Source organism: Paenarthrobacter aurescens (assembly GCF_025421775.1).
In the GTDB taxonomy this organism is placed as follows: Bacteria; Actinomycetota; Actinomycetes; order Actinomycetales; family Micrococcaceae; genus Arthrobacter; species Arthrobacter aurescens_B.
In genome coordinates this window covers 385,560-407,371 of sequence record NZ_JAOEFX010000003.1, presented here as the reverse complement: position 1 = coordinate 407,371, position 21,812 = coordinate 385,560, and the positions used below count along the sequence as shown (strand labels likewise).

16 protein-coding genes are annotated in these 21,812 nt (G+C 63.6%); 9 read left to right on the top strand and 7 right to left on the bottom strand.

Annotated elements, in window-relative coordinates; translation table 11 throughout:
* Both N7568_RS07970 and N7568_RS07965 read left to right on the top strand, forming a co-directional pair.
* Entirely contained in the window at positions 1-1,206 is a 1,206-nt protein-coding gene (locus tag N7568_RS07970; protein ID WP_261609344.1) for a glutathionylspermidine synthase family protein, read from the top strand.
* Complete coding sequence (locus N7568_RS07965) at positions 1,203-2,729, top strand: APC family permease (RefSeq protein WP_261609343.1); 1,527 nt, start codon at positions 1,203-1,205, stop codon at positions 2,727-2,729. The genes N7568_RS07970 and N7568_RS07965 overlap by 4 nt, the downstream gene beginning before the upstream one ends.
* Before the next feature lie 40 nt (positions 2,730-2,769).
* On the opposite strand, the gene N7568_RS07960 is transcribed toward N7568_RS07965, so the two are convergent.
* Positions 2,770-4,119, bottom strand: a complete 1,350-nt coding sequence (locus N7568_RS07960) for a glycosyltransferase 87 family protein (RefSeq protein WP_261609342.1) — start codon at positions 4,117-4,119, stop codon at positions 2,770-2,772.
* Between the two features lie 133 nt (positions 4,120-4,252).
* Between N7568_RS07960 and N7568_RS07955 the strand changes: the two genes are divergently transcribed.
* A complete protein-coding gene (locus N7568_RS07955) occupies positions 4,253-5,428 on the top strand; it encodes an acyl-CoA dehydrogenase family protein (protein WP_261609341.1) in 1,176 nt (391 codons plus the stop codon).
* Between the two features lie 61 nt (positions 5,429-5,489).
* Here N7568_RS07955 and N7568_RS07950 read toward each other — a convergent pair whose 3' ends face one another.
* Positions 5,490-6,110 carry a TetR/AcrR family transcriptional regulator gene (locus tag N7568_RS07950; protein ID WP_261609340.1) on the bottom strand — a complete coding sequence of 207 codons (621 nt, stop codon included), beginning with the start codon at positions 6,108-6,110 and terminating at the stop codon, positions 5,490-5,492.
* A gap of 150 nt (positions 6,111-6,260) precedes the next feature.
* Between N7568_RS07950 and N7568_RS07945 the strand changes: the two genes are divergently transcribed.
* The 4 genes from N7568_RS07945 to N7568_RS07930 are packed head-to-tail and all read left to right on the top strand — an operon-like array spanning position 6,261 to position 12,548.
* Positions 6,261-7,595 carry an ABC transporter substrate-binding protein gene (locus N7568_RS07945; protein WP_261609339.1) on the top strand — a complete coding sequence of 445 codons (1,335 nt, stop codon included), beginning with the start codon at positions 6,261-6,263 and terminating at the stop codon, positions 7,593-7,595.
* On the top strand, positions 7,592-8,539 hold the full coding sequence (locus N7568_RS07940; RefSeq protein ID WP_261609338.1) for a carbohydrate ABC transporter permease: 948 nt from the start codon (positions 7,592-7,594) through the stop codon (positions 8,537-8,539). The genes N7568_RS07945 and N7568_RS07940 overlap by 4 nt, the downstream gene beginning before the upstream one ends.
* On the top strand, positions 8,536-9,450 hold the full coding sequence (locus N7568_RS07935; protein ID WP_261609337.1) for a carbohydrate ABC transporter permease: 915 nt from the start codon (positions 8,536-8,538) through the stop codon (positions 9,448-9,450). The genes N7568_RS07940 and N7568_RS07935 overlap by 4 nt, the downstream gene beginning before the upstream one ends.
* Positions 9,450-12,548 (top strand): glycoside hydrolase family 2 TIM barrel-domain containing protein, encoded by a 3,099-nt coding sequence (locus N7568_RS07930; RefSeq protein WP_261609336.1) that lies wholly within the window; start codon positions 9,450-9,452, stop codon positions 12,546-12,548. Before N7568_RS07935 ends, N7568_RS07930 begins: the two co-directional genes overlap by 1 nt.
* A gap of 85 nt (positions 12,549-12,633) precedes the next feature.
* Here the strand turns inward: N7568_RS07930 and N7568_RS07925 are convergent, their stop codons facing one another.
* Both N7568_RS07925 and N7568_RS07920 read right to left on the bottom strand, forming a co-directional pair.
* Complete coding sequence (locus tag N7568_RS07925) at positions 12,634-14,010, bottom strand: MFS transporter (RefSeq protein ID WP_261609335.1); 1,377 nt, start codon at positions 14,008-14,010, stop codon at positions 12,634-12,636.
* Positions 14,007-14,546, bottom strand: a complete 540-nt coding sequence (locus N7568_RS07920) for a winged helix-turn-helix transcriptional regulator (RefSeq protein ID WP_261609334.1) — start codon at positions 14,544-14,546, stop codon at positions 14,007-14,009. The genes N7568_RS07925 and N7568_RS07920 overlap by 4 nt, the downstream gene beginning before the upstream one ends.
* A gap of 213 nt (positions 14,547-14,759) precedes the next feature.
* Here N7568_RS07920 and N7568_RS07915 point away from each other — a divergent pair, with 213 nt between their 5' ends.
* Together N7568_RS07915 and N7568_RS07910 are read left to right on the top strand one after the other, a co-directional pair.
* A complete protein-coding gene (locus N7568_RS07915; protein ID WP_261609333.1) occupies positions 14,760-15,521 on the top strand; it encodes a peptidoglycan-binding protein in 762 nt (253 codons plus the stop codon).
* Positions 15,522-15,662: 141 nt separating this feature from the next.
* On the top strand, positions 15,663-17,780 hold the full coding sequence (locus N7568_RS07910) for a phosphocholine-specific phospholipase C (RefSeq protein WP_261609332.1): 2,118 nt from the start codon (positions 15,663-15,665) through the stop codon (positions 17,778-17,780).
* Between the two features lie 100 nt (positions 17,781-17,880).
* On the opposite strand, the gene N7568_RS07905 is transcribed toward N7568_RS07910, so the two are convergent.
* The 3 genes from N7568_RS07905 to N7568_RS07895 all read right to left on the bottom strand — a co-directional run bounded on the left by N7568_RS07905 (position 17,881) and on the right by N7568_RS07895 (position 21,789).
* A complete protein-coding gene (locus N7568_RS07905; RefSeq protein WP_261609331.1) occupies positions 17,881-19,134 on the bottom strand; it encodes a glycosyltransferase 87 family protein in 1,254 nt (417 codons plus the stop codon).
* Positions 19,135-19,138: 4 nt separating this feature from the next.
* The gene (locus tag N7568_RS07900; protein WP_261609330.1) at positions 19,139-20,308 is read right to left on the bottom strand and encodes a cystathionine gamma-synthase; all 1,170 of its coding nucleotides are present in this window, start codon (positions 20,306-20,308) and stop codon (positions 19,139-19,141) included.
* A gap of 95 nt (positions 20,309-20,403) precedes the next feature.
* Positions 20,404-21,789: a cystathionine beta-synthase gene (locus N7568_RS07895; protein WP_261609329.1), complete on the bottom strand. Its 1,386-nt coding sequence runs from the start codon at positions 21,787-21,789 to the stop codon at positions 20,404-20,406.
* Positions 21,790-21,812: the final 23 nt, after the last annotated feature.

Genomic DNA, 21,812 nt, shown 5'->3' with positions numbered 1-21,812 from the left:
GTGCGTCGACTGCCCTCGGACCCCAGGCCGGACTGGAAGCAAAAGATCGAAGAACAGGGCCTGGTATTTTCCACCACCACCATGCCCGATGGCCGCCACATCGAATACTGGAACGAGTCGGCGTACTACGAATTCACCATGGACGAGGTGGAAACCCTCGAGAAGACCGCCGAAGACATGCACATCATGTGCCTTGAGGCTGCAAAGTACCTGGCAACAGGTGCCATGGGCGATATCGGCATCGGGCAGCAGGCCTTGGAACTTGCCGGCGAGTCCCTGCTGGCTGCGGACATGGATATCTACGGCCGCTTCGACTTCATCTATGACGGCAAGGGCGGTCCGGCGAAAATGCTGGAGTACAACGCCGATACTCCCACCGGGCTCATCGAAGCCTCCGTTGCCCAGTGGTTCTGGCTCCAGGACGTTTTCCCGGACAAGGACCAGTGGAACGGGATCCACGAGGCCCTGATCCGGCAGTGGAAGAAGCTGCAGTTCCGGACCGGCATGAGCACGTTGCACGTGGCCCACTCCGAAGCGGAGGAATCCGGCGAGGACTGGATGACAGCCGCCTACATGCGGGACGTAGCGAGCCAGGGTGGGTGGACCACCATCGGCATCAACATGTCCGACATCGGTTGGGACCCCAACCTGAACCGGTTCGTGGACCTGGACAACTTCATGATCAGCACCATGTTCAAGCTGTACCCGTGGGAACTGATGATGAAGGAACCGTTCGGGCATCGCCTCTTGCAGCGCGCCCACAACCCGCGTTGGGTGGAGCCGGCCTGGAAGATGCTCCTGTCCAACAAAGCCTTGCTGGCGGCGTTGTGGCACCTCTACCCCAACCACGAGAATCTGCTGCCCGCCTACCTGGGCGACCCCGGTCCGCTCAAGGAATGGGTGGCCAAGCCCTTGCACGGACGCGAAGGCGACAACATCCGCATCCACGCCCCCGGCATTGAGATCCAGCAGCCCGGCGGCTACGGCCGTGAAGGCTGGTGCTTCCAGCAGTACCACTCCCTCCCGGACTTCGACGGGAACCATCCCGTCCTGGGACTTTGGGTGGTGGATGGCGAATCCGTCGGCTGTGGAATCCGCGAATCCGATGGGCCCATCACGGACTACTTCTGCCGCTTTGTTCCCAACACCATTGACTCCCCCGCGCCGGTGGCGCCCCCTGCTACTTCCTACGGAGCCGCACTATGAGCACTGAAACCTCGACGCCGGGTGGCGGTTCAGCGGGCGGCGACCGTACCGCCGTCGTACCTTCCAAAGGCCTGCACGCCGGAATCCTGGACCTCGGCGACTCCGTCATGCTGGGTCTCGCTTCCACTGCACCCGTTTATTCGCTGGCCGCGACGCTGGGACTCATTGTTGCCGTCAACGGCAACTACACACCGTTGATCCTGGTCCTTGGCTTCATCCCGGTACTGTTCATCGCCTACGCATTCCGTGAACTCAACAGCGCCATGCCGGACTGCGGCACCACGTTCTTTTGGGCCCGCAAAGCCTTCGGTCCGTGGGCGGGTTGGCTGGGCGGCTGGGGTGTGGCCCTTGCCGGAATCGTTGTGTTGGCCAACCTGGCACAGATTGCAGGCAAGTATCTTTGGCTGCTGATCGGCGATGGTTCCCTGGCTGACAACACATGGCTGGTGACGGCGACCGGCGTGCTGTTCATCGTGTTCATGACCTATGTGAACCACCGCGGCATCCGGCTGGGCGAGCATGTCCAGCGCACCCTGACTTACATCCAGTACATTTCCCTGGGCATCTTCGCGGTGGCCATCGTCTTCCGGATCGCCGGCGGAGCCCCTGAAGGCCAGGCCTTCGACTTTGAATGGTTCAACCCTGCAGGCGCGTTTGCGGACCCGGGCGCCGTTGTTCATGGCGTGCTGCTGGCCCTGTTCATTTACTGGGGCTGGGACACGTGCTTGGCGCTCAACGAGGAAACCGAGAACCCCACCAAGACCCCCGGCCGCGGCGCCGTCATCTCAGCATCAGTCCTGGTGGCGATCTATGTTTCCGTGGCACTGCTGGTGATGATGTATGCCACCATCGGGACCGACGGCATCGGCCTGGGCAATGAAGCCAACCAGGACGACGTGTTCCTGGCCATGAAGGACGTCGTGCTGGGTCCTTGGGGCTGGCTGATCATTGTGGCTGTGCTGGCATCTGTCTTGTCATCCACCCAAACCACCATCCTGCCCACCGCCCGCGGAACCCTGTCCATGGGTGTCCATGGTGCGCTGCCTCCCCGTTTCGGCAAGGTTCACGAACGTTTCATGACCCCGGGATTCTCCACCCAGGTCATGGGTGCTGCAGCCGTTGTGTACTACGTGGCCATGAGCTTCCTCAGCGAAAACCTGCTGTCCGATTCCATCAGCGCCATCAGCCTGTTCATCGCGTTCTACTACGCACTGACCGGCTTCTCCTGCGTCTGGTTCTTCCGCTCCACGCTCCGGGACTCCGCCCGCAACCTGTGGTTCCGCGGCATCCTGCCCCTCCTGGGCGCGCTGTCCCTGACCGCGGCGTTCTTCATCTCAGCCGTCCAGATGTGGGATCCGGCCTATGGGGACACACAGATCTTCGGCATTGGCGGAGCGTTCGTCAGTGGCGTGCTTCTGCTGGTGTTGGGTGTGGTCCTGGCCGTTGTGTGCCGCTTCGCCCCGTCCACGCGGGCGTACTTCACGGGTGAGCGGGCTGACGTTGGGGTGGTTCGCGGCGGGTAGGGCTGGGCAGGGACGCAGTCCTACTCTGGGTTGCAATCCGTTAAGCTGCGGCCCGCTGACGCAACCGCGTGGGCGGGTCCAGCAAGTCCTCGGTTCTGACGGAGTTCCTGCGAAGGACCACGAACCAACAGACGAGGATGGCGACGGCACAGAACACACCAGCGCTGGATACCATGATCCAGAGCCCGGGAGTCTGGACATTCAGGTCAACGGACCCCAGCGCCAGGCCGATGGTCTTGGGCGAATAGAAGAACACCAAAGTTGAAACAGCAAGGACAGCACCCATCACCACCCGTTGTGCCTTGAACCGGCGGGGTGTTTCCTTGATGGTCCAGGCGAACGCCGGCAGGACCACGGCCATCCAGACCCAGTGATGCGACCATGACACCGGACTGACGAGCAACATGGCGAGTGCCGTCGTCGAAATTGCCATCACCCGTGCGCCCTGGGCGCTGGCGGCTCTGATGAGGAAAGCCGCCAAGACTACCGTTGCCACGCTCAAGGCGAGCCACGGCAAGGTCACAGCTTCCTGCGGAACACCGAAGTGCAGCAGTGCACCCTTGATGGAGAGGTTGTCCACGTAACCGGCGCCGCCAATCCGGGACGTGTCGGGGAGGATTTCCAGCCAGAACTGCAGGGATTCGGTGGGTCGCAGCAGCCAGCCAAGCAACACTGTGCCAGCGAATCCGATGGACATGTTCACCAGCCCACGCCAGTCCTTGCGCATCAGGAAGTACAGGCCAAACACCAGCGGCGTCAGCTTGATGCCGGCGGCGACACCCACCAGGAAGCCGCTGCCCCGGAAGCCACGGCGCTTCGAGAAACTGCCCAGCAAGTCAATGACCATCAGGCCCATGAGCAGGATGTTGATCTGTCCGAACGCCAGGGTTTCACGCCATGGCCCCATGAGCAGGACAGCGAGGAACAAGCCTGCTGCTATCCAACAGCTTTTGGTGGAGGCGAGCGCGCTGCGCAGATCGGGCTTGGACGACCAGTACCTGACGATCGTGACAGCTACCCAGGCAGCAAGGGCCACACCGGCAACGTTGAACAGCGTGAGCGCCGCAGCTTGGGGCAACCGCGCCAGCAACCCAAAGACAAGGGCCGCGAAGGGCGGATACGTGAAGGGGAGCTGCGGCCCGCCGGCCGAAGCGACGCTGGGACCGTAGAGGTCGGAGGGCGCGGAACCAGCTTGGTTCAGGATGCTCCCGCCAAACCAGTAGACGCTGAAGTCCAGGCCTTGCTTGGACCAGTCCGCCAGCATCATCCACGCGGGAAGCACCACCACAGCCAGCGGCAGTAAGCGAAGTGCTGCAGAGGACCGCGATCCCGCTTTGCGCGGTGCTGCGGCATCCGCCTTGGCCCTTAAATCGACGTCAGGCAGTGCCATGCAAAATCCCCCAAGTTAACCAAACAGCAACGGGGGAAGTGTGCGACCCCCGCTTCCATACTACTGAAAGGGCTCCCCCGCTCCGCCGGCCGCGGACCGCCTGCAGTTCTGCCAGCGGCCATAGGATGCTGGGATGAGCGATTCAACGACGAACACCTCCGATGTCCTGGCCCTGGATTCCCTGCTGACCCCTGACGAAGTGGCCCTCCGCCAGAAGATCCGCGACTACACTGCCCAGCGGATCCGGCCAAACATCGCCCGCTGGTACGAGGACGCCCTTTTTCCGCGGGAGATCGCTCCCGAATTGGGCGAACTCGGCGTCCTGGGCATGCATCTGGAGGGTTATGGCTGTCCCGGCCGGACCGCCGTCGAATATGGTTTGGCAGCGATGGAACTGGAGGCTGGCGACTCCGGGATCCGCACTTTCGTCTCGGTGCAAGGTTCACTCGCCATGACAGCGATTCATCGATGGGGCTCGGAGGCGCAGAAGGAACAGTGGCTTCCACGGATGGCCGCCGGAGAGCTGATCGGGTGCTTCGCCCTGACGGAGCCGACGGCGGGCTCGGATCCGTCGTCCATGACCACGTTCGCGCGTGAAACGGCCGACGGCTGGGTGCTGGACGGCGCCAAGCGCTGGATTGGGTTGGCCTCGATTGCCGATGTCATGGTGGTCTGGGCGGACACCGCGGACGGTATCCGCGGCTTCCTGGTTCCCAGCGGGACGGAAGGCGTCACCACCTCACCCATCGAGCCGAAACTCTCCATGCGCGCGTCTATCCAATGCGATGTGACGTTCGACGCCGTGGGGCTGGGTCCCGATGCCATCCTCCCGGGTGCCATGGGACTCAGGGGACCATTCACCTGCTTGAACGAGGCCCGTTACGGCATCGCGTGGGGTGCCATGGGAGCGGCCCGCGACTCCTACGAAGCTGCGCTGGAATACGCCGGCAACCGGCTCCAGTTCGGCCGCCCGCTGGCCGGTTACCAGCTCACGCAGGAAAAGCTGGTGAACATGCTGGTTGAGATTCAGAAGGGCACCATGCTGGCCCTCCACCTGGGACGGTTGAAGGACGCCGGTCATCTTCAGCCACAGCAGATCTCCCTCGGAAAGCTCAACAACGTCCGTGAGGCCATAAAGATCGCCCGGGAGGCCCGGACCATTCTGGGCGGGAACGGCGTCACGCTGGACCACTCTCCGCTGCGGCATGCCAACAACCTGGAATCCGTGCGGACGTACGAAGGCACAGACGAGGTCCATACGCTGATTCTGGGCCAACACATCACGGGCATCGGGGCCTTCCGCGGCTAACCCGCCCAAGTAAGTCGCAGTTGAGCGCGTTTTAACAGCTCAAAATGCGATCAGCTGCGACTCAGTTGGGGTCCGGTTCGGGGCGGACCAAGAGGTTGAAGTAGCCCCGGAGGCCCTTGGCTACGTCTACGTTGTCCGGGGCGAGCAGCCATTGGGTTTGAAGACCGTCCCACAAGGCAACAAGGGACATGGCAGCCTCGTCCGGATCGACGCCCGGACGCAGCCTGCCCTCTGCGGCCAGTTCCTCAAAGCGCCGCGCGTAGCTGGCCCGCAACCGTTCATAGCGTTCTGTGAAGTAGGGCCGTCCGGGGTGCCCGTCAGTGACGGACTCGGCGCACAGAACGGTGTACAGCTCGATCACCCCGGGGATGTCCTCGTTGAAGAGCGCCGTGCGGATCACCGAGTCCACCAGGCCTTCCTCCATGTCATCCGGGAAAGCGCCACTGGTGATCTCATCGCGGCGTTTCAGCACAGCCAGCAGAAGGTCGCTCTTGGAAGGGAAGTAGTGCAGCAGGCTCGTCTGGCTCATGCCCACCCGGTCAGCGACATCCTGGAGTGATCCGCCGCGATAGCCACGGGCAGCAAATACCGCATGCGCAGCATCCAGAATGCTCTGCCGCCGTTCTTGAGACTTTGCGTAGGGGCCTCGCCGCGCTGAGCGGCCCACGTCCTTTGTGGTCATGGCAAGTCAGTGTACATGCGGACAACTACACCAATCTAAAATTCGAGTACTCACTCGAATTTTCTGTTACCGTGGTCACACCCGGCAGCGATTGGATGTAAACACCAGCGCCCCCGGCATCGTCAACCTGACACATAGAGGTGAAGGCTCATGACCCGATTCACGCGAAGACAACTCCTTGGAGCAGGCCTGGGCACAGCAGCCATGGGCCTGCTGTCCAGCTGCGCAACCCCCGGCACCCAGTCCGTCAACGTCGCGCCCACCATCCCTGCCGCCGGCGGGCCCGTGAGGCTCACTTACTGGGCCTGGCTCAAGGACTTCCAGAACGTGGCCGACATCTGGAATGCAGTCAACCCGAACATCCAGGTGGACGTGGTGTGGATTCCGGGTGGCAATGCCGGCGGATACCAGAAGCTGTACTCGGCGCTCGCAGCCGGCGGCGGACCGGACCTGGCCCAGGTGGAGCTGCGCTCCATCCCCGAGTTCATGCTGGTCAACGGACTGGTGGATCTCTCCCGTTACGGCGCCAACGATCACGCGCACCTGTACGACCCCACGTTGTGGAAGCAAGTCAGCTACACGGGCGGAATCTACGGCATCCCCCAGGACTCCGGTCCAATGGGCATGTTCTACCAGCCCGCCATCATGGACAAAGTGGGCGCAAGCACCCCGAAAACCTGGGATGAATGGGCAGGTGTTGCCGCGGAGCTAAGGGCGGTTGACACCTATCTGGACTGCTTCCCCATCAGCGATGCCTCGCCCTTCGCTTCGTTCGCCGCACAGGCCGGGGCCGTTTGGTTCCGTCCCGAAGAAGACGGCTGGGTCATCAACATGACCGACGACGCCACGCTGAACACCGCGCGTTTCTTCGACAAAGCGATCGACGACGACCTCGTCACCACCGCGTACGGCGCCTTTTCGCCGGGCTGGTTCGCGGCCGCCGGCAAGGGTGGCATCGCGTCCACCATCACCGGCAGCTGGGGTGACGCCCTGATCCAGGGCGTCAGCGGCTCCGAGGGCAAGTGGCGGGTTGCCGCCATGCCGGTTTGGGGCAGCAACGGGTTTGGCTCTACCTATCTGGGCGGCTCCACCGCAGCGGTGCTTGCCAACAGCAAGCACCCTAAGGAGGCGCTGGAATTCGCCATCTGGCTGACGACGTCCAAGGAAGGAATCGACGCCGAGATCAAGAACAGCGGCATCGGGTGGTCACCGAATCCCGACTTCATCGGCAGCGAACGGCAGCAACCATCTGCGTTCTTCGGTGGCCAACGCTACAACGAGGAAGTCTTTGTCCCGGCCACGCAGCAACAGAACCCCGACTGGTCCTGGTGGCCCGTGACCCAGCAGTCCTTCAACATCCTCAGCGACGGTTTCCGGAAGAAGGCCTTCGGCACCACGCTGGTGGATTCCATCGTGGCCTCGGAGCAGCAAATCATCACCGTCTTCAAGAACAAAGGCCTCACCATCCGGAAGGAAACGGCATGATGACAAGCAGCACCGCATCCACCGTGCAGCGCTCCGCCAGACCACCCCGCCGCACCAAGCGGGCCGGCGCAACAACACGTGCACCCTGGCTCTTGCTGGCGCCCTTCCTGGCGCTCTTTGTCCTGACGTTCCTGCTCCCCATTGTTGTGGCCATCATGTCCAGCTTCACCAAGGTGACGCGCAGCGGCCTGTTCGGCGAAGCCGGCGTGACCAGCGGGTTCGCCGGTTTCAGCAACTACGCCCAAGCATTGGCAGACGGCAGCTTCGTCGCCTCGATTGGCCGCATGCTGCTGTTCGGCATCGTCCAGGTGCCCGTGATGATCGTCCTGTGCACCGCGTTGGCACTCATGCTGGAATCTGCCTCGGCAAAGTGGCCGGGTTTCTTCCGCGCCGCCTATTTCCTGCCCTACGGTGTGCCCGGTGTCATCGCCACCATCCTGTGGTCCTTCCTGTATGTACCCGGACTCAGCCCACTGTTTGACGTTGCCAAGGTTGTGGGCCTGACCCCTGACTTCCTGGGTGCCAACAGCGTGCTGTGGTCCATCGCCAACATTGTCACGTGGAGCTACACGGGCTACAACATGCTGATCATCGTGGCGCAGCTCAAAGCCATCCCGGTGGAACTCTACGAAGCAGCCAAGGTGGACGGCGCGTCCACCTGGCGCGTGGCCCGGAGCATCCAACTCCCCCTGATCCGCCCGGCCCTCATGCTCACTACGGTGTTTTCCATCATCGGAACATTGCAACTTTTCGCCGAAGCACAAGTGCTTAAGACCGTGGCTCCGGCCATCGACAGCCAATACACGCCGAACCTCAGCGCCTACACCACGGCCTTCGCCTATAACGACTACAACGTCGCAGCAGCCCAGTCGGTCATCATCGCCGTGGCCGCGTTCGCCCTGTCCTTCGCCTTCCTCGCACTGACGAACAGGAAGTCATCATGACCACCACAGCCACGAAGCCAACCACCGAACCGGTACCCAGCAAGCCTTCTTCCGGTCCGGACCGTTCAGCCGGACGACGACGGTCGTCCACCATCATCGTCACCGCACTTTTGGTGGTGGTGGCCCTGTACTTCCTCATTCCCGTGTACTGGGTCTTCGTTGCCTCCACCAAGTCCACGGCCGACCTCTTCTCCACCAACGGCTTCTGGTTCGCAGAGACGTTCTCCCTGTGGGACAACATTTCGCGGGTCCTCAGCTACGACAATGGAATCTTCGGCCGTTGGTTCCTGAACTCCGCGATCTATGCCGGCGTTGGTGCGCTCCTGGCCACGTACTTCGCTGCAGCAGGCGGTTATGCACTGGCCAAGTACGAATTCCGTGGCCGGAATCTTGTCTTCGGCACCATCCTGGGTGGCGTGCTGGTTCCCGGCACGGCCACGGCGTTGCCCCTCTTCCTGCTGTTCAGCCAGATGGGCCTGGCCAACACATACTGGAGCGTGCTCTTGCCGTCGCTGGTCTCGCCGTTCGGCCTGTTCCTGTGCAGGATCTATGCCCAGGCCACGGTGGACACCTCGCTGATCGAGGCTGCCAGGATCGACGGCGCCGGAGAGCTGCGCATCTTCCACACCATCGGCCTGAAGGTACTGACGCCCGCTCTGGTCACCGTGTTCCTTTTCCAGCTGGTGGGTATCTGGAACAACTACTTCCTGCCGCTGGTCATGCTCTCCGACTCAGAGCTCTACCCCATCACCCTTGGCCTGAATAACTGGCTGAGCCAGGTTGACCGCTTGCCCGAATTCTATGAACTGACCACCGGTGGGGTGTTGCTTTCCATCATCCCGCTCAGCATCGCCATGGTTGTCCTGCAGCGCTTCTGGCGCGGTGGGCTGACAGAAGGAGCCGTCAAGTAATGACCACGTCCCACGACGCCAGCTACATCACAGACCGCGGGCCCGGCTCAGGCAAGAGGGTTCCCGCCCGTTCGTGGCTGCACACCGATGCTCCCACCCTCTCCCTGAATGGGCAGTGGCGCTTCCGTTTCCTGACGGGCGCACCGGGAACGCCGGGCGGCCGCGGTGTCCTCCCTGCGGGCGAGGCAATCGAAGGCATCGCTGAGGAGACCCTGGACGATTCCAGCTGGGACCAGATCCCGGTTCCCGCCCACTGGGTCCTGGAGGGCGACGGTAACTACGGACGCCCCATCTACACCAATGTCCAGTTCCCCTTCCCTACGGATGCGCCCCACGTCCCGGATGAAAACCCTACCGGCGATTACCGCCGATCATTCGAGTTACCGGAACACTGGAGCGCTGCGGGGAAGACAATCCTGCGGTTCGACGGCGTCGAATCCCGGTACAAGGTATGGCTCAACGGCGTCGAAATCGGCGTGGGGTCCGGTAGCCGGTTGGCCCAGGAATTTGATGTCACCGAGGCAATCCGCCCAGGACACAATGTGCTGGCTGTCCGCGTCCATCAATGGTCAGCCTCAAGCTATATCGAAGACCAGGACCAGTGGTGGATGCCAGGCATCTTCCGCGACGTTACGCTGCAGGCCCGTCCCAGGAAGGGTATCGACGACGCCTGGTTGCGGACGTCCTTCGCCAACGGCGCGGGCACCATCGACCCTGAAATCACGGCCGATGCAGCCGCCTACCCCATCCGGTTGTCCGTCCCTGAGCTGGACGTCGACGTCGTCTGGACTTCCCCTGGCGGCGTCGCCCCGGTGGCGATCACCGCCGTCGAACCCTGGTCTGCGGAGGTTCCGCGGCTGTACAACGCGACGGTGGCAAGCGAAGACGAGACCATTTCGCTGCGCCTCGGTTTCCGAACGGTGGAGATCCAGGGCGACCAGTTCCTGGTGAACGGCCGGCGCGTGGTGTTTCACGGCGTGAACCGCCATGAAACCCATCCGGACCGCGGCAGGGTCTTCGATGAGGACTTCGCCCGCGCCGACCTTGCCCTGATGAAACAGTTCAACGTCAACGCCATCCGCACCAGCCACTACCCGCCGCACCCGCGTTTGCTTGATATCGCCGACGAGATGGGCTTCTGGGTGATCCTTGAGTGCGATCTTGAGACGCACGGCTTCGAGCGGCATGGTTGGGTGGGCAACCCCAGCGACGACCCCGCGTGGCGTGAGGCGTACGTGGATCGCATGGAGCGCACAGTGGAACGCGACAAGAACCACCCGTCCATCGTCATGTGGTCCCTCGGCAACGAGTCCGGCACCGGTTCCAACCTTGCTGCCATGTCCGCGTGGACGCACGCCCGCGACACTGGCAGGCCCGTCCATTACGAAGGCGATTACACCGGCGCTTACACGGACGTCTACTCGCGGATGTACTCCTCCGTTCCTGAGACCGAGGCAATCGGCCGCGACGATACCGGCTCGCTCCTGCTGGGCTGCTCAGCTGCGGAGTCCGCACGGCAGCGCACCAAACCGTTCATCCTGTGCGAATACGTGCACGCCATGGGCAACGGCCCGGGCGCGATCGACCAGTATGAGGACTTGGTGGATCGCTTCCCACGGCTGCACGGCGGGTTTGTCTGGGAGTGGCGGGACCACGGCATCCGCACCACCACCGCCGATGGCACGGAGTTCTTCGCCTATGGCGGCGACTTCGGCGAGGTTGTCCACGACGGTAACTTCGTGATGGACGGCATGGTCCTCTCCGACTCCACGCCCAGCCCGGGGCTCTTCGAGTACAAGCAGATCGTCGCTTCCCTGCGTCTGCGCTTCAGTACGGAAACCCACGACGGCGGCACTCGCCGCTTCGTCTCTGTCGCCAACCTGCGGCACACGGCTGATGCCTCCGACGTCGTGCTGCGCTGGCGTACCGAGCTGGACGGCCTTTTGCAGGTCTCAGGAGAGCTCGACGTCGTAACGTCAGCGGGCACGCCCCTGGCCGCCGGTGACGCAACCCTGATCGAACTGCCCAAGTTCGCGGGCGCGGCATCCGGTGAGTACTGGCTCACGGTGGAAGCCGTCCTCCGCAAGGACACCTCGTGGGCTGAGGCCGGGCATGTGATCTCCGCGGCGCAGCTGGAACTGACCGAAGCCCGTCCCCGGCTTAGCGTGCCGCGTCCCCTGGCGTCGGCCAAGCGAGCGTCCGACCCCACGGCCGAACCCGTGGAGGGTACCGTTTCGCTGGGCCCGGCCCGCTTCGAGGATGGCCGGCTGGTCTCCTTGGCCGGGCTGCCGGTGTCAGGGCCTCGCCTGGAGCTGTGGCGGGCGCCAACGGACAACGACGCCGGTGCGGGTCGCGGCAGTTACGACCTCGCCGATCCATGGCTCAACAACGGAAATGGAACGCCCGCCCCGTCCATGGAATCAGTGTGGCGTGCTGCCGGCCTGGACCGGATCACCGCCCGGGTTGAGAAGGTTTCCGCCGACGAAACCGGCGTGGTGGTCGGCACCCGCTACGCGGCCGCCGACGCTGCCCGTTGGGTCTCTGTGGAGGAGAACTGGCAACTGTCCGACGGCGAGTTATGGCTTCGTGTGGAGATTGTTCCCAGTACCGGCTGGGACATCGTCTGGCCACGCATCGGCGTCCGATTCGACCTGCCGGGCTCCGTTGACGGAGTTTCATGGTTCGGCGCCGGGCCGCGGGAATCGTACCCGGACAGCATGCACGCGACGGTGGTGGGACGGTATTCGTCAGGCATCAACGAGCTCACTGTGCCCTACGCCAAACCACAGGAATCGGGTCACCGGAGTGCTGTGCGGTCGCTGGACCTGCAGCACTCCGGAAGGCCGTGGCTGCAGTTCAACGCCGCTCCTGACTCCAGGGGCCGTTTGCCGGGCTTCACACTCTCGCGGCACACAGCTCAGGAGATCTCGAAGGCGGCCCACCCGCACGAACTGCCTGCAAGCCAGGGCAGCTACCTGTATCTCGACGCCGCCCAGCACGGCCTCGGGTCCAGGGCTTGCGGGCCGGATGTGTGGCCGGAGTACGCGTTGCGCCCCGAAGCCCGGACGCTGACGTTCCGGATCACCGAAGCCGGCTAGTCCAGCCGTTGTGGGGCCTGATCTGCGTGCTTCCCGGCCGGGATAACGTGCAGAGCGGGCCCCACAACTTTCAGGAACCGCGGTCTCAGGCAACCGCCGCAGGCTCTTTCTTCACGGCATCCTTACGGATAGTGGCGCTGATGACCGCGGCCACCGTGCACATGGCGGCTGCGCCGAGCCAGGCATAGTTGTAATGTCCGGTGGCGTCACGAATGAACCCTGCTGCGAGGGCAGCCGCAGCGGCTCCAAGCTGGTGGGCAGCAAACACCCAGCCGAACACCACGGAGCCGTCAGCGCCGAACACCGAGCGGCAGATCGCGGCGGTGGGCGGCACGGTTGCCACCCAGTCGAGCCCATAGACCACCACGAAGATGATCATGCTTGGCTCCACGGATGAGCCCAGCAGCAGCGGCAGCAGGCCGATCCCACGGAATTGGTAGTACACGGCCAGCAGCACTTTGGGGTTGAAACGGTCGGTCAACCAACCCGATGCGATGGTCCCCACGATGTCGAAGATCCCGACGACGGCCAGCAACCCTGCCGCCGTGGTTTCGGGCATCCCGTGATCGTGCGCCGACGGAATGAAGTGTGTGCCGATAAGTCCATTAGTGGTGGCCCCACAGATCGCGAAGCCCGCGGCCAACGCCCAGAACGTACGGATCTTGGCTGCCCGCTTGAGGACCTGCAGGGCACGGATCGCGGCATTGGCGGAGTCCTTCGGAGCAGACGACGCAACCGCAGCGTCAGGCTTGCCTGCCGACGTCGCGGGTGATCCGGCGTCGGCGGCTTCCACCTCAGGTTTCTCGGCCCCGTACGGCAGGACCCCGACGTCGGCCGGTGAGTTCCGCAGCCAACGCAACACCAGAGGTACCACGGCGAGCGCACCGGCAGCGATGAGCAGCGAGGCGCCCCGCCATCCCGGGTTCTGGGCCAGCGCGGCGATAAGGGGCAGGAACACCAACTGGCCGGCTGCACTCCCGGCGGTCAGGATGCCTATGACAAGGCCCCGGCTTTTGGAGAACCAGGTGTTGGCGATGGTCGCTGCGAAGACCAACGCCATGGAGCCTGTACCCAGGCCGATCAGCAAACCCCACGTGAGCAGTATCTGCCAGGACTGGTTCACGAAGACGGTGAGCGCAGAACCCAACCCAATCAGGCACAAAGCGAGCGAAGTAACTTTTCGGATGCCGAAACGTTCCATGAGGGCCGCGGCGAAGGGCGCCGTCAGGCCGAACAGGACCAGGTTGATGCTGACGGCCAACGACAACACCGTGGTCGACCAGCCAAACTCCTCCTGCAGCGGGACCATGAGCACGCCGGGGGCAGCGCGGAATCCGGCCGCTCCCACCAGCGCCAGGAAGGCCACCGCCGCCACAATCCAGGCAGGATGGAGTCGTCGTTTCCTGCCTGTGGGAGCACCCGTTGTTCCGGGCGGGGTCCCTGTGACGTCGGGAGCGGTCATGCGGAGATCTCCGTTTCGGGCGTGCGGGTTTCGGGCGTGCAGATTTGCGTGGGTGAGACGGCCAGGGGCAGCGGATGGTCGCTGCGCTTGAAGCTATGCCAGCTGGTGTTGGCCGCTGTCAGGCGCGTGCCGCAGTGGGAGCAGGTGTCCGCCGACATCGTGGCCTGCCCGCAATCCGTGTGGATGACCCGCATATGGGCCACCTCGTTGGGTGCGTCCAGGTGCTTTTCGGCCCAGATGATAATGGCGTTGAGGACAGGCAGCGCATCCTCGCCTTTGGGGGTGAGGACGTACTCCTGGCGGGTGCGGGTTCCGTCCTGGTACGGGCGCTGGGCCAGCAGGCCAGCTTCGACAAGCCAGCCCAGGCGCTTGCTGAGGACGTTGTCCGCTACCTCAAGCCGCTGCTTGATGGCATCGAAGCGGCCGTTGCCGAAGAAGATTTCCCGCAGGACCAGGCTCCCCCACGGATCGCCGAGGACATCAAGGCCACGGGCAAGGCTGCACGTGCGGGCAGACCAGTCGGATCGCAAAGGCATGCGCTCAAGCTACCTGACTTTTCTAAAGAAAGCCACGTGCCGGTCTCAAGAAGGCCAACTATTGGGCCAAGTAGTACCTTCGGAGGACCATCCAAAAGACGAGTAGCCACCACGGGTGCGCGCAGGGGCACCTGGTTCCTAGAATCGAAGTGTCTGGGGATTCTGAATATCCGCTCCGGCTTCCATAGCGGACCACTCCCGCTTGGAGTTCCCATGACTCTGCAGGGCGATCCACAACCGCACAACCCGCTGGCAACCGAGTTGCCCCTGCGACTCCGACGGTCGGCACCGGCCAACTTCAAGGCCCTTGTGGTGGCTGGAATCATGATCGCGGCCATCGCCATGACACCGCCGCTCCCGGACCCTGGCCCGCCTCAGCCTTCCAACTCATCCATCGCCCTCGAATCCAGGCCCTTCGAGCGCCGGGCCGCGCCCGCTGTCGTGAGCCCGCCTGCGGAACCACCCGTACCCGCCGACGCAGCCACGGCCCAAGAACCCGAAGTGGACCCGGCGGAAGCAGCCGTGCCAGCTGAGGCGCCAGCCGAACAGCCTCCAGCCGCAGCGCCCGAGCCGCCAGCCGCCGTCGTGGTTCCGCCCGCAGAGGCCGCCCCACGCCCCGCGATTAACGAGCCCCAGCCTGCACAGCCCGGCTGGACCATCTACGTTGCCGGCACGGGTGGCCAGGATGTGGTTGATGCCTGCATCGGACCGGTCCACTACACGCCGACCGACGCCTTCTCGCTGTTCATCACCGAGCACGATTACTGCGGCGGGTGGGCCCGGTTCTCGAGCATCAACGTGGGCCAGACTGTCACGCTGGCCGGCTACGGAAGCTATACGGTGACAGCGCGTGGCCAGGTTCCCCTGGGCGGCACCACAAGTCACGTCTCGGCAGTCTTCGGTGGCTTCCCCCGGGCTGTGCTGCAAACGTGCATCCCGGGAACCAGCCAGATGCTCGTGATAGCCCTGAACTAAGGGCCAGTGACTGCTGTGATCTGCGCGACACACCCCTCCGGTTTGCGCCAGTTTCATCAGGGGTTCACCCGGCGTACTTAGGCTTGCCCGGTCAACCCTGACCACGAAAGGCTCCATTGAATGTCCTCGAATACTCCTGAAATGGTTAATCGTTCAACCGATTCGACCGGACTCTCGCGCCGCGGTTTTCTCGGCACCGCCGCTGCAGCGACGGCGCTTGCAGCCACCGGGTCCCTGCTCCCACCCTCCGTGCAGGCCGCGATGGCCAAGCCGGTTCCACCGGGAAGCCTGAAGTCCATCAAGCACGTGATCGTCCTGATGCAGGAAAACCGCTCGTTCGATCACTACTTCGGATCGCTGCGTGGCGTCCGCGGTTACGGTGACAAGGCCGTAACCCGATTGCCCAACGGCAAGTCCATGTTCGAGCAACCGCGTGCCACGGGTGAGACGGTCCTGCCGTTCTCCCTGCGCAAGGCGGCGGAACTTGCCGGCAGGCCCGGTTCCGATATCCAGTACCTGGGCGATCTGGACCATTCCTTCAACGGCACCACCACGGCCTGGAACAACGGCTGGTGCGACAAGTGGATTCCTGCCAAGAGCGCATCCACCATGACGTTCTACGAGCGCCAGGACATCCCGCTGCAGTACGAACTCGCGGACACCTTCACTATTTGCGATGCCTACCACTGCTCGGTCAACGGATCCACGAATCCCAACCGCAACTACCTCTGGAGCGGAACCACGGGCAATGAGCCCGCCAGCACCAAACGAGCCGTGACCAATGCGGCCTACGGCTACGACCACGGTGGCTACGACTGGACCACCTACCCTGAGCGCCTGGAACGGTCGGGCGTCACGTGGAAGATCTACCAGGACTGGGACAACTTCACGGACAATGCCGTGGAATACTTCACCACGTTCAAGGCCATCGGTCGCAAGATGCTCGCCTCGGTGGAAGGAAAGCTGCGCACCACCGAGGAGTTCTACGACACGATCAAGGGCAAGGCGCCCGCTGAGCAGGACCGCCTCATTGCCCAATTGGAGCAGGGCCGCGCCGCCCTGACGGACGCTGAGCGATCACTTTTCGACAAGGCGATGTGGCGAGGACGGCCCAACACGCTCCTGCAACGCCTCAGCGCCGACATCGCCGGCGGCACCCTGCCGCAGGTGAGCTGGCTGGTGCCGTCCGCAGCTGATTCCGAGCACCCCGGCGCTTCCACGCCCGTGGGCAGTGCGAACTTCGTCTACCGCCTGCTGGACACGGTGGCCAGCAACCCGGAGACGTGGGACAGCACTGCAATCTTCCTGAACTTCGACGAGAACGATGGCTACTTTGACCACGTTCCGCCGCCCGTCCAGCCGCGTCCGGCATCAGGTGAGTCCAGTGACTGGACCACGGCGAGGCCCATTGGCCTCGGCCCGCGGGTTCCCATGACGGTGGTCTCGCCGTGGACAGTCGGCGGCTACGTCAGCTCCGAAGTCTTCGACCACACGTCCGTGCTCCGCTTCCTGGAAACCTGGACCGGCGTGGAGGAACCGAACATCTCCCCGTGGCGCCGCGAAGTCTGCGGTGATCTGACCGGCGTGTTCAACTTCAATTCCCCGGGTACGCCACCGGTACTCGACCAGCCGGCCGCGGTGCCCGCCAAAATCAGCCGCTGGCGCCCGAATCCCCCGGCAGTCCAAGTGGCCCCGATCCAGGAACCCGGCAGCCGCCCAGCACGCCCGCTCCCCTACCGGCCGCGGGTTTCGGCCGCAGTCCAGCCCGGCAGGATTGTCGTGGCACTGACAAACGAAGGGACCAGTTCCACCCATTTCACCGTGTACGGCTACGCCGGCGAGGTCACTGAACCCAGGCACGTGGATGTCCGCGGGAACCAGAACGTGGAACTCCCGCTTGCCTCCGGCACCTTCGACGTCGTCGTCACCGGACCCAACCGTTACCAATACGAACTGAAGGGCACGACGGCGGGCGCAGCGTCCGGCGTTGACGTCACCGTGACTGGACGCCGTGGCAAGAAGGCCGTGGAACTGGAGCTGAGAAACAATGGCAGCGCGACTGTGAACGTGAAGCTGGAATCACTGCAGTACGCGGAGAACAACCAAACCGTGAAGCTCAAGGCGGGGCATACCAAGAAGATCGGCTGGGACACTGTTGAGGGTTGGTACGACCTTCAGCTCACGTCGGCCGATGACACGTCGTTCAGGAGGCGCTTGACCGGCCGTGAGGAAGACGGCCGGGAGGGCATCTCAGGCTAGGCGCCGTAACGGATACGGCCCTTGTCCGCACCACGCACCGTTTAGCGGTTAGGTGTGCGGACAAGGGCCGGATTGGTTGGCATGATTCGATGCGTAGGGCTTATTTCCTGGTTCGCGAAGGATGATATGCCAGGGCCCAATAGACCAGCATGGCGAGCCCGCACACCACTCCGAGGCTGGAAATGATGAGCTGCCACTGGGTTTGCGGGTCCTTGCCCCACTCTGCAGCACCGGCCCACACGGCAAGGTTCTTGGGGGTCATGTAGAAGGCCACGGTCGAGCAGGCCACAATCGCCCAACCGGCAGCGCGCATCCGGCCGCTGCGCGAGGGAACCCTGTGCATGGCGAACGCCATGCTGGGCAGTGCGACAGCAACCCACACCCAGTGGTGCGACCACGAAACGGGGCTTATCAGGAGCATCAGCAGGGCGGTGGCGGATACGGCAATGAAGTTCTCGTCCACATCCACGGCCCATTTGATGACCAAACCCGCAAGGACCACCAGCCCCAGGGACAGGGCCAACCACACCACATTGGTGAGGGAGGAGTCCGGCATGCCAAAGTGCAACAGCAGCCCTTTGACAGAAAGGTTGTCAACGTAGGCCGGTCCGCCGATCCGGCCGGTGTCAGGCAGGATCTTGGTCCAGAAGGCCAGCGAAGCCTGGGGCAACACAGCCCAAGCCAGAGCAATGGAGCCAAAGAAGCCGACAGCCATCCAGCCGAGTGCTTTGAAGTCGCGGCGGACAAGGAAGTACAAACCAAACGCCAGCGGCGTGAGCTTCACGCCTGCGGCCAAGCCGATCAGGAGGCCTGCGGGCCACCGGATAGCACCGGCCCGAGCCTTACCGTACAGGGCGAAATCCGCAAGAATCACGCCCATCAGGATGATGTTGATCTGCCCAAAAACGAACGTATCCCGCCAGGGTCCCAGCAGCAGAATTGCCCCTGTTCCCACCAAAGCCGTTGTCCGGAAGCGGTAGTCGGCAAATGCCTCCCGCCAGGTCGTCAGACCGAAATAGTGCCTGGCCAGCCAGGCGGCCACCACTGCGGCACCCACCAAGGCAACGACGATGAACACCAAGCTGCTGGCGAAGAAGCCCATGGCCGCCAGGGCAGTGAAGAGCAACGCAGCAAAGGGCGGATAAGTGAACGGCAAGCCCTCCCGGACGGCGTAGAGATCGCCGCCTTCCAGGACCTTGCCGCCGCCGTAGAAGTAGACCTCGAAGTCGTTCAAGGCCGGCTGGTAATCGGTGTAGAGGAACCACACAGCCACGGCGAGGGTCAGCGCGCCGGCTACCGTGAGGATCCAGCCGCGCTGGGTGGTGGGAGCCACCAGATGTGAAGGAGAAGCCACAGTGTTAGCCGTTGCTGATCTTCGCGAAGGCCTGCTCAAGGTCGGCGATCAGGTCTTCAGCTTCCTCGATACCGCAGGACAGGCGCAGGAGGTTCACCGGGACAGCCAGCTCGGTGCCCTTCACGGAAGCGTGGGTCATCTCGGACGGGTAGTTCATGAGGGATTCAATGCCGCCCAGGGATTCCGCCAGGGTGAAGACCGAGGTGGACTCTGCAACCGTGCGCGCTGCGGCCTCGCCGCCCTTGAACTGCACGGACACCATGCCGCCGAACTTCTTCATTTGCTTGGCAGCGAGCTCGTGGCCCGGGTGGTCAGGGAGGCCCGGGTAGAGCACTGCTTCCACCTCGGGACGCTGCAGCAGCCATTCAGCCACTGCCTGGCCGTTGTCGCTGTGACGGTCCATGCGAACGCCGAGTGTCTTCAGTCCGCGGGTGGTGAGGAAAGCATCCATGGGACCGGAAACCGCGCCGACCGCGAACTGGATGAAGCCGATCTTCTCCGCGAGCTCAGCGTCCTTCACCACAATGGCGCCACCCACAACGTCGGAGTGTCCGCCGATGTACTTGGTGGTGGAGTGGACCACAACGTCGGCACCCAAGGCCAGCGGGGTCTGCAAGTAGGGAGAAGCGAAGGTGTTGTCAACGACGAGGAGGGCACCGGCGTCGTGCGCCACAGCGGCGAGTGCCGCGATGTCCGTGATCTTCATCATCGGGTTGGACGGTGTTTCGACCCACACAATGCGGGTCTTGTTCGCAGCCACCGCGGCAGCCACGGCGTCGAGATCGGACATGTCCACAGGAGTGTTGCCGATGCCCCAATCACCCAGAACACGGTTGATGAGGCGGTAGGTGCCACCATAGGCGTCGTTGCCCAGGACAATGTGGTCCCCGGGGCGGGCGATTGCGCGGATGAGCGAGTCTTCGGCAGCGAGGCCTGAGCCGAAGGAGAACGCTGCCGTGCCACCCTCAAGGGCGGCAAGTTGCTCCTGGAGGGCGTCGCGCGTCGGGTTGCCGCCACGTCCGTACTCGTAACCGGAACGCAGGTTGCCGATGCCGTCCTGGGCGTACGTGGAGCTGAAGTGCAGCGGAGGCACCACAGCGCCGGTCCGCGGTTCGAAGGCCTGTCCGGCGTGGACGGCACGTGTGTTGAACCCGGCGTTGTGGGTGGCAGACATGGATGCTCCTCTTGGTTCATTCAAAGTGGGATCGGTCAACGGTTGGATCGGGCGCCGGCTGGATCGGGCGCCGGCTTGAATGGGGCGCAGGGCGCCTAGTTGCTCAGGTATGCCAGAAGGTCGTGGCGCGTCAGGATGCCCACGGGGGCGCCGGCGAAGGTCACCATGACGGTATCGACGTCGGACAGCAGCTCGCGCGCGGCGGAAATGGTTTCCAGTGAGCCGATTACGGGCAGCCGCTCGCCCATGTGTTCGGAGATTTTGTCCATCAGCTTCGCTTCGCCGCGGAACAGCTTGCTGGTGAGGCTACGCTCGTCCACGGCACCCACGACCTCGCCCATCACGACCGGCGGCTCCTGGGAGAGCACCGGGATGTGGGAGACGCCGAATTCGTTCATGATGTTGATGACGTCACGGACAGACTCGTTCGGGTGGATGTGGACCAGGTCCGGCATCTCCCCCGTCTTGGACTTGAGGACCTCGCCCACCGAAGACTCTTCGCCGCCGGAGAGGAAGCCGTAGGAGCGCATCCACTGGTCATTGAAGATCTTGGCCAGGTAGCCGCGACCGGAATCCGGGAGGATCACCACCATCACAGCGGACTCGTCCAGGTCCTTGGCCGCCTGCAGGGCAGCAACAACAGCCATGCCGGACGAGCCGCCCACCAGGAGGCCCTCTTCCCGGGCAAGGCGTCGGGTCATGGAGAAGGAGTCGGCATCGGACACGGCGATAACGTCGTCAGGCACGGAAGGATCGTAGTTGTCGGGCCACATGTCCTCACCCACGCCCTCCACGAAGTAGGGCCGGCCGCTTCCGCCTGAGTAGACCGAACCTTCCGGGTCCGCACCGATGATCTTGACCCGGCCGCCGTCGGACTCCGCACGGTCCGCGGAAACTTCCTTGAGGAAGCGGCCGGTGCCCGTAATGGTGCCGCCTGTTCCGGCGCCGATGACCACGTGCGTGACCCGGCCGTCGGTGTCCTTCCAGATTTCCGGGCCCGTGGACTCGTAGTGGCTGCCGGGGGCGGCGGGGTTTGAGAACTGGTCCGGTTTGAACGCGCCCGGGATCTCGCTGACGAGGCGGTCGGAAACGCCGTAGTAGCTTTGCGGGCTGTCCGGAGCCACAGACGTGGGTGTGACCACTACCTCGGCACCGTATGCCTTCAGGACGGCGCGCTTGTCCTCGCCCACTTTGTCCGGAACTACGAAGACGCACTTGTAGCCCTTTTGCTGGGCCACCAGCGCCAATCCCACTCCAGTGTTGCCCGACGTCGGCTCAACGATGGTTCCGCCCGGCTTGAGCCGACCGTCCTTTTCCGCATCCTCGATCATCTTCACGGCGATCCTGTCCTTGATGGATCCGCCGGGATTGACGTATTCGAGCTTCACCAGAACGGTGGCTTTGATCCCGTCCGTTACGTGGTTGAGCTTGATGAGCGGCGTATTGCCGATGAGGTCCAACACGGACTGGGCGTACTTCATAGGTACAAAGTTACCGCCTGCCC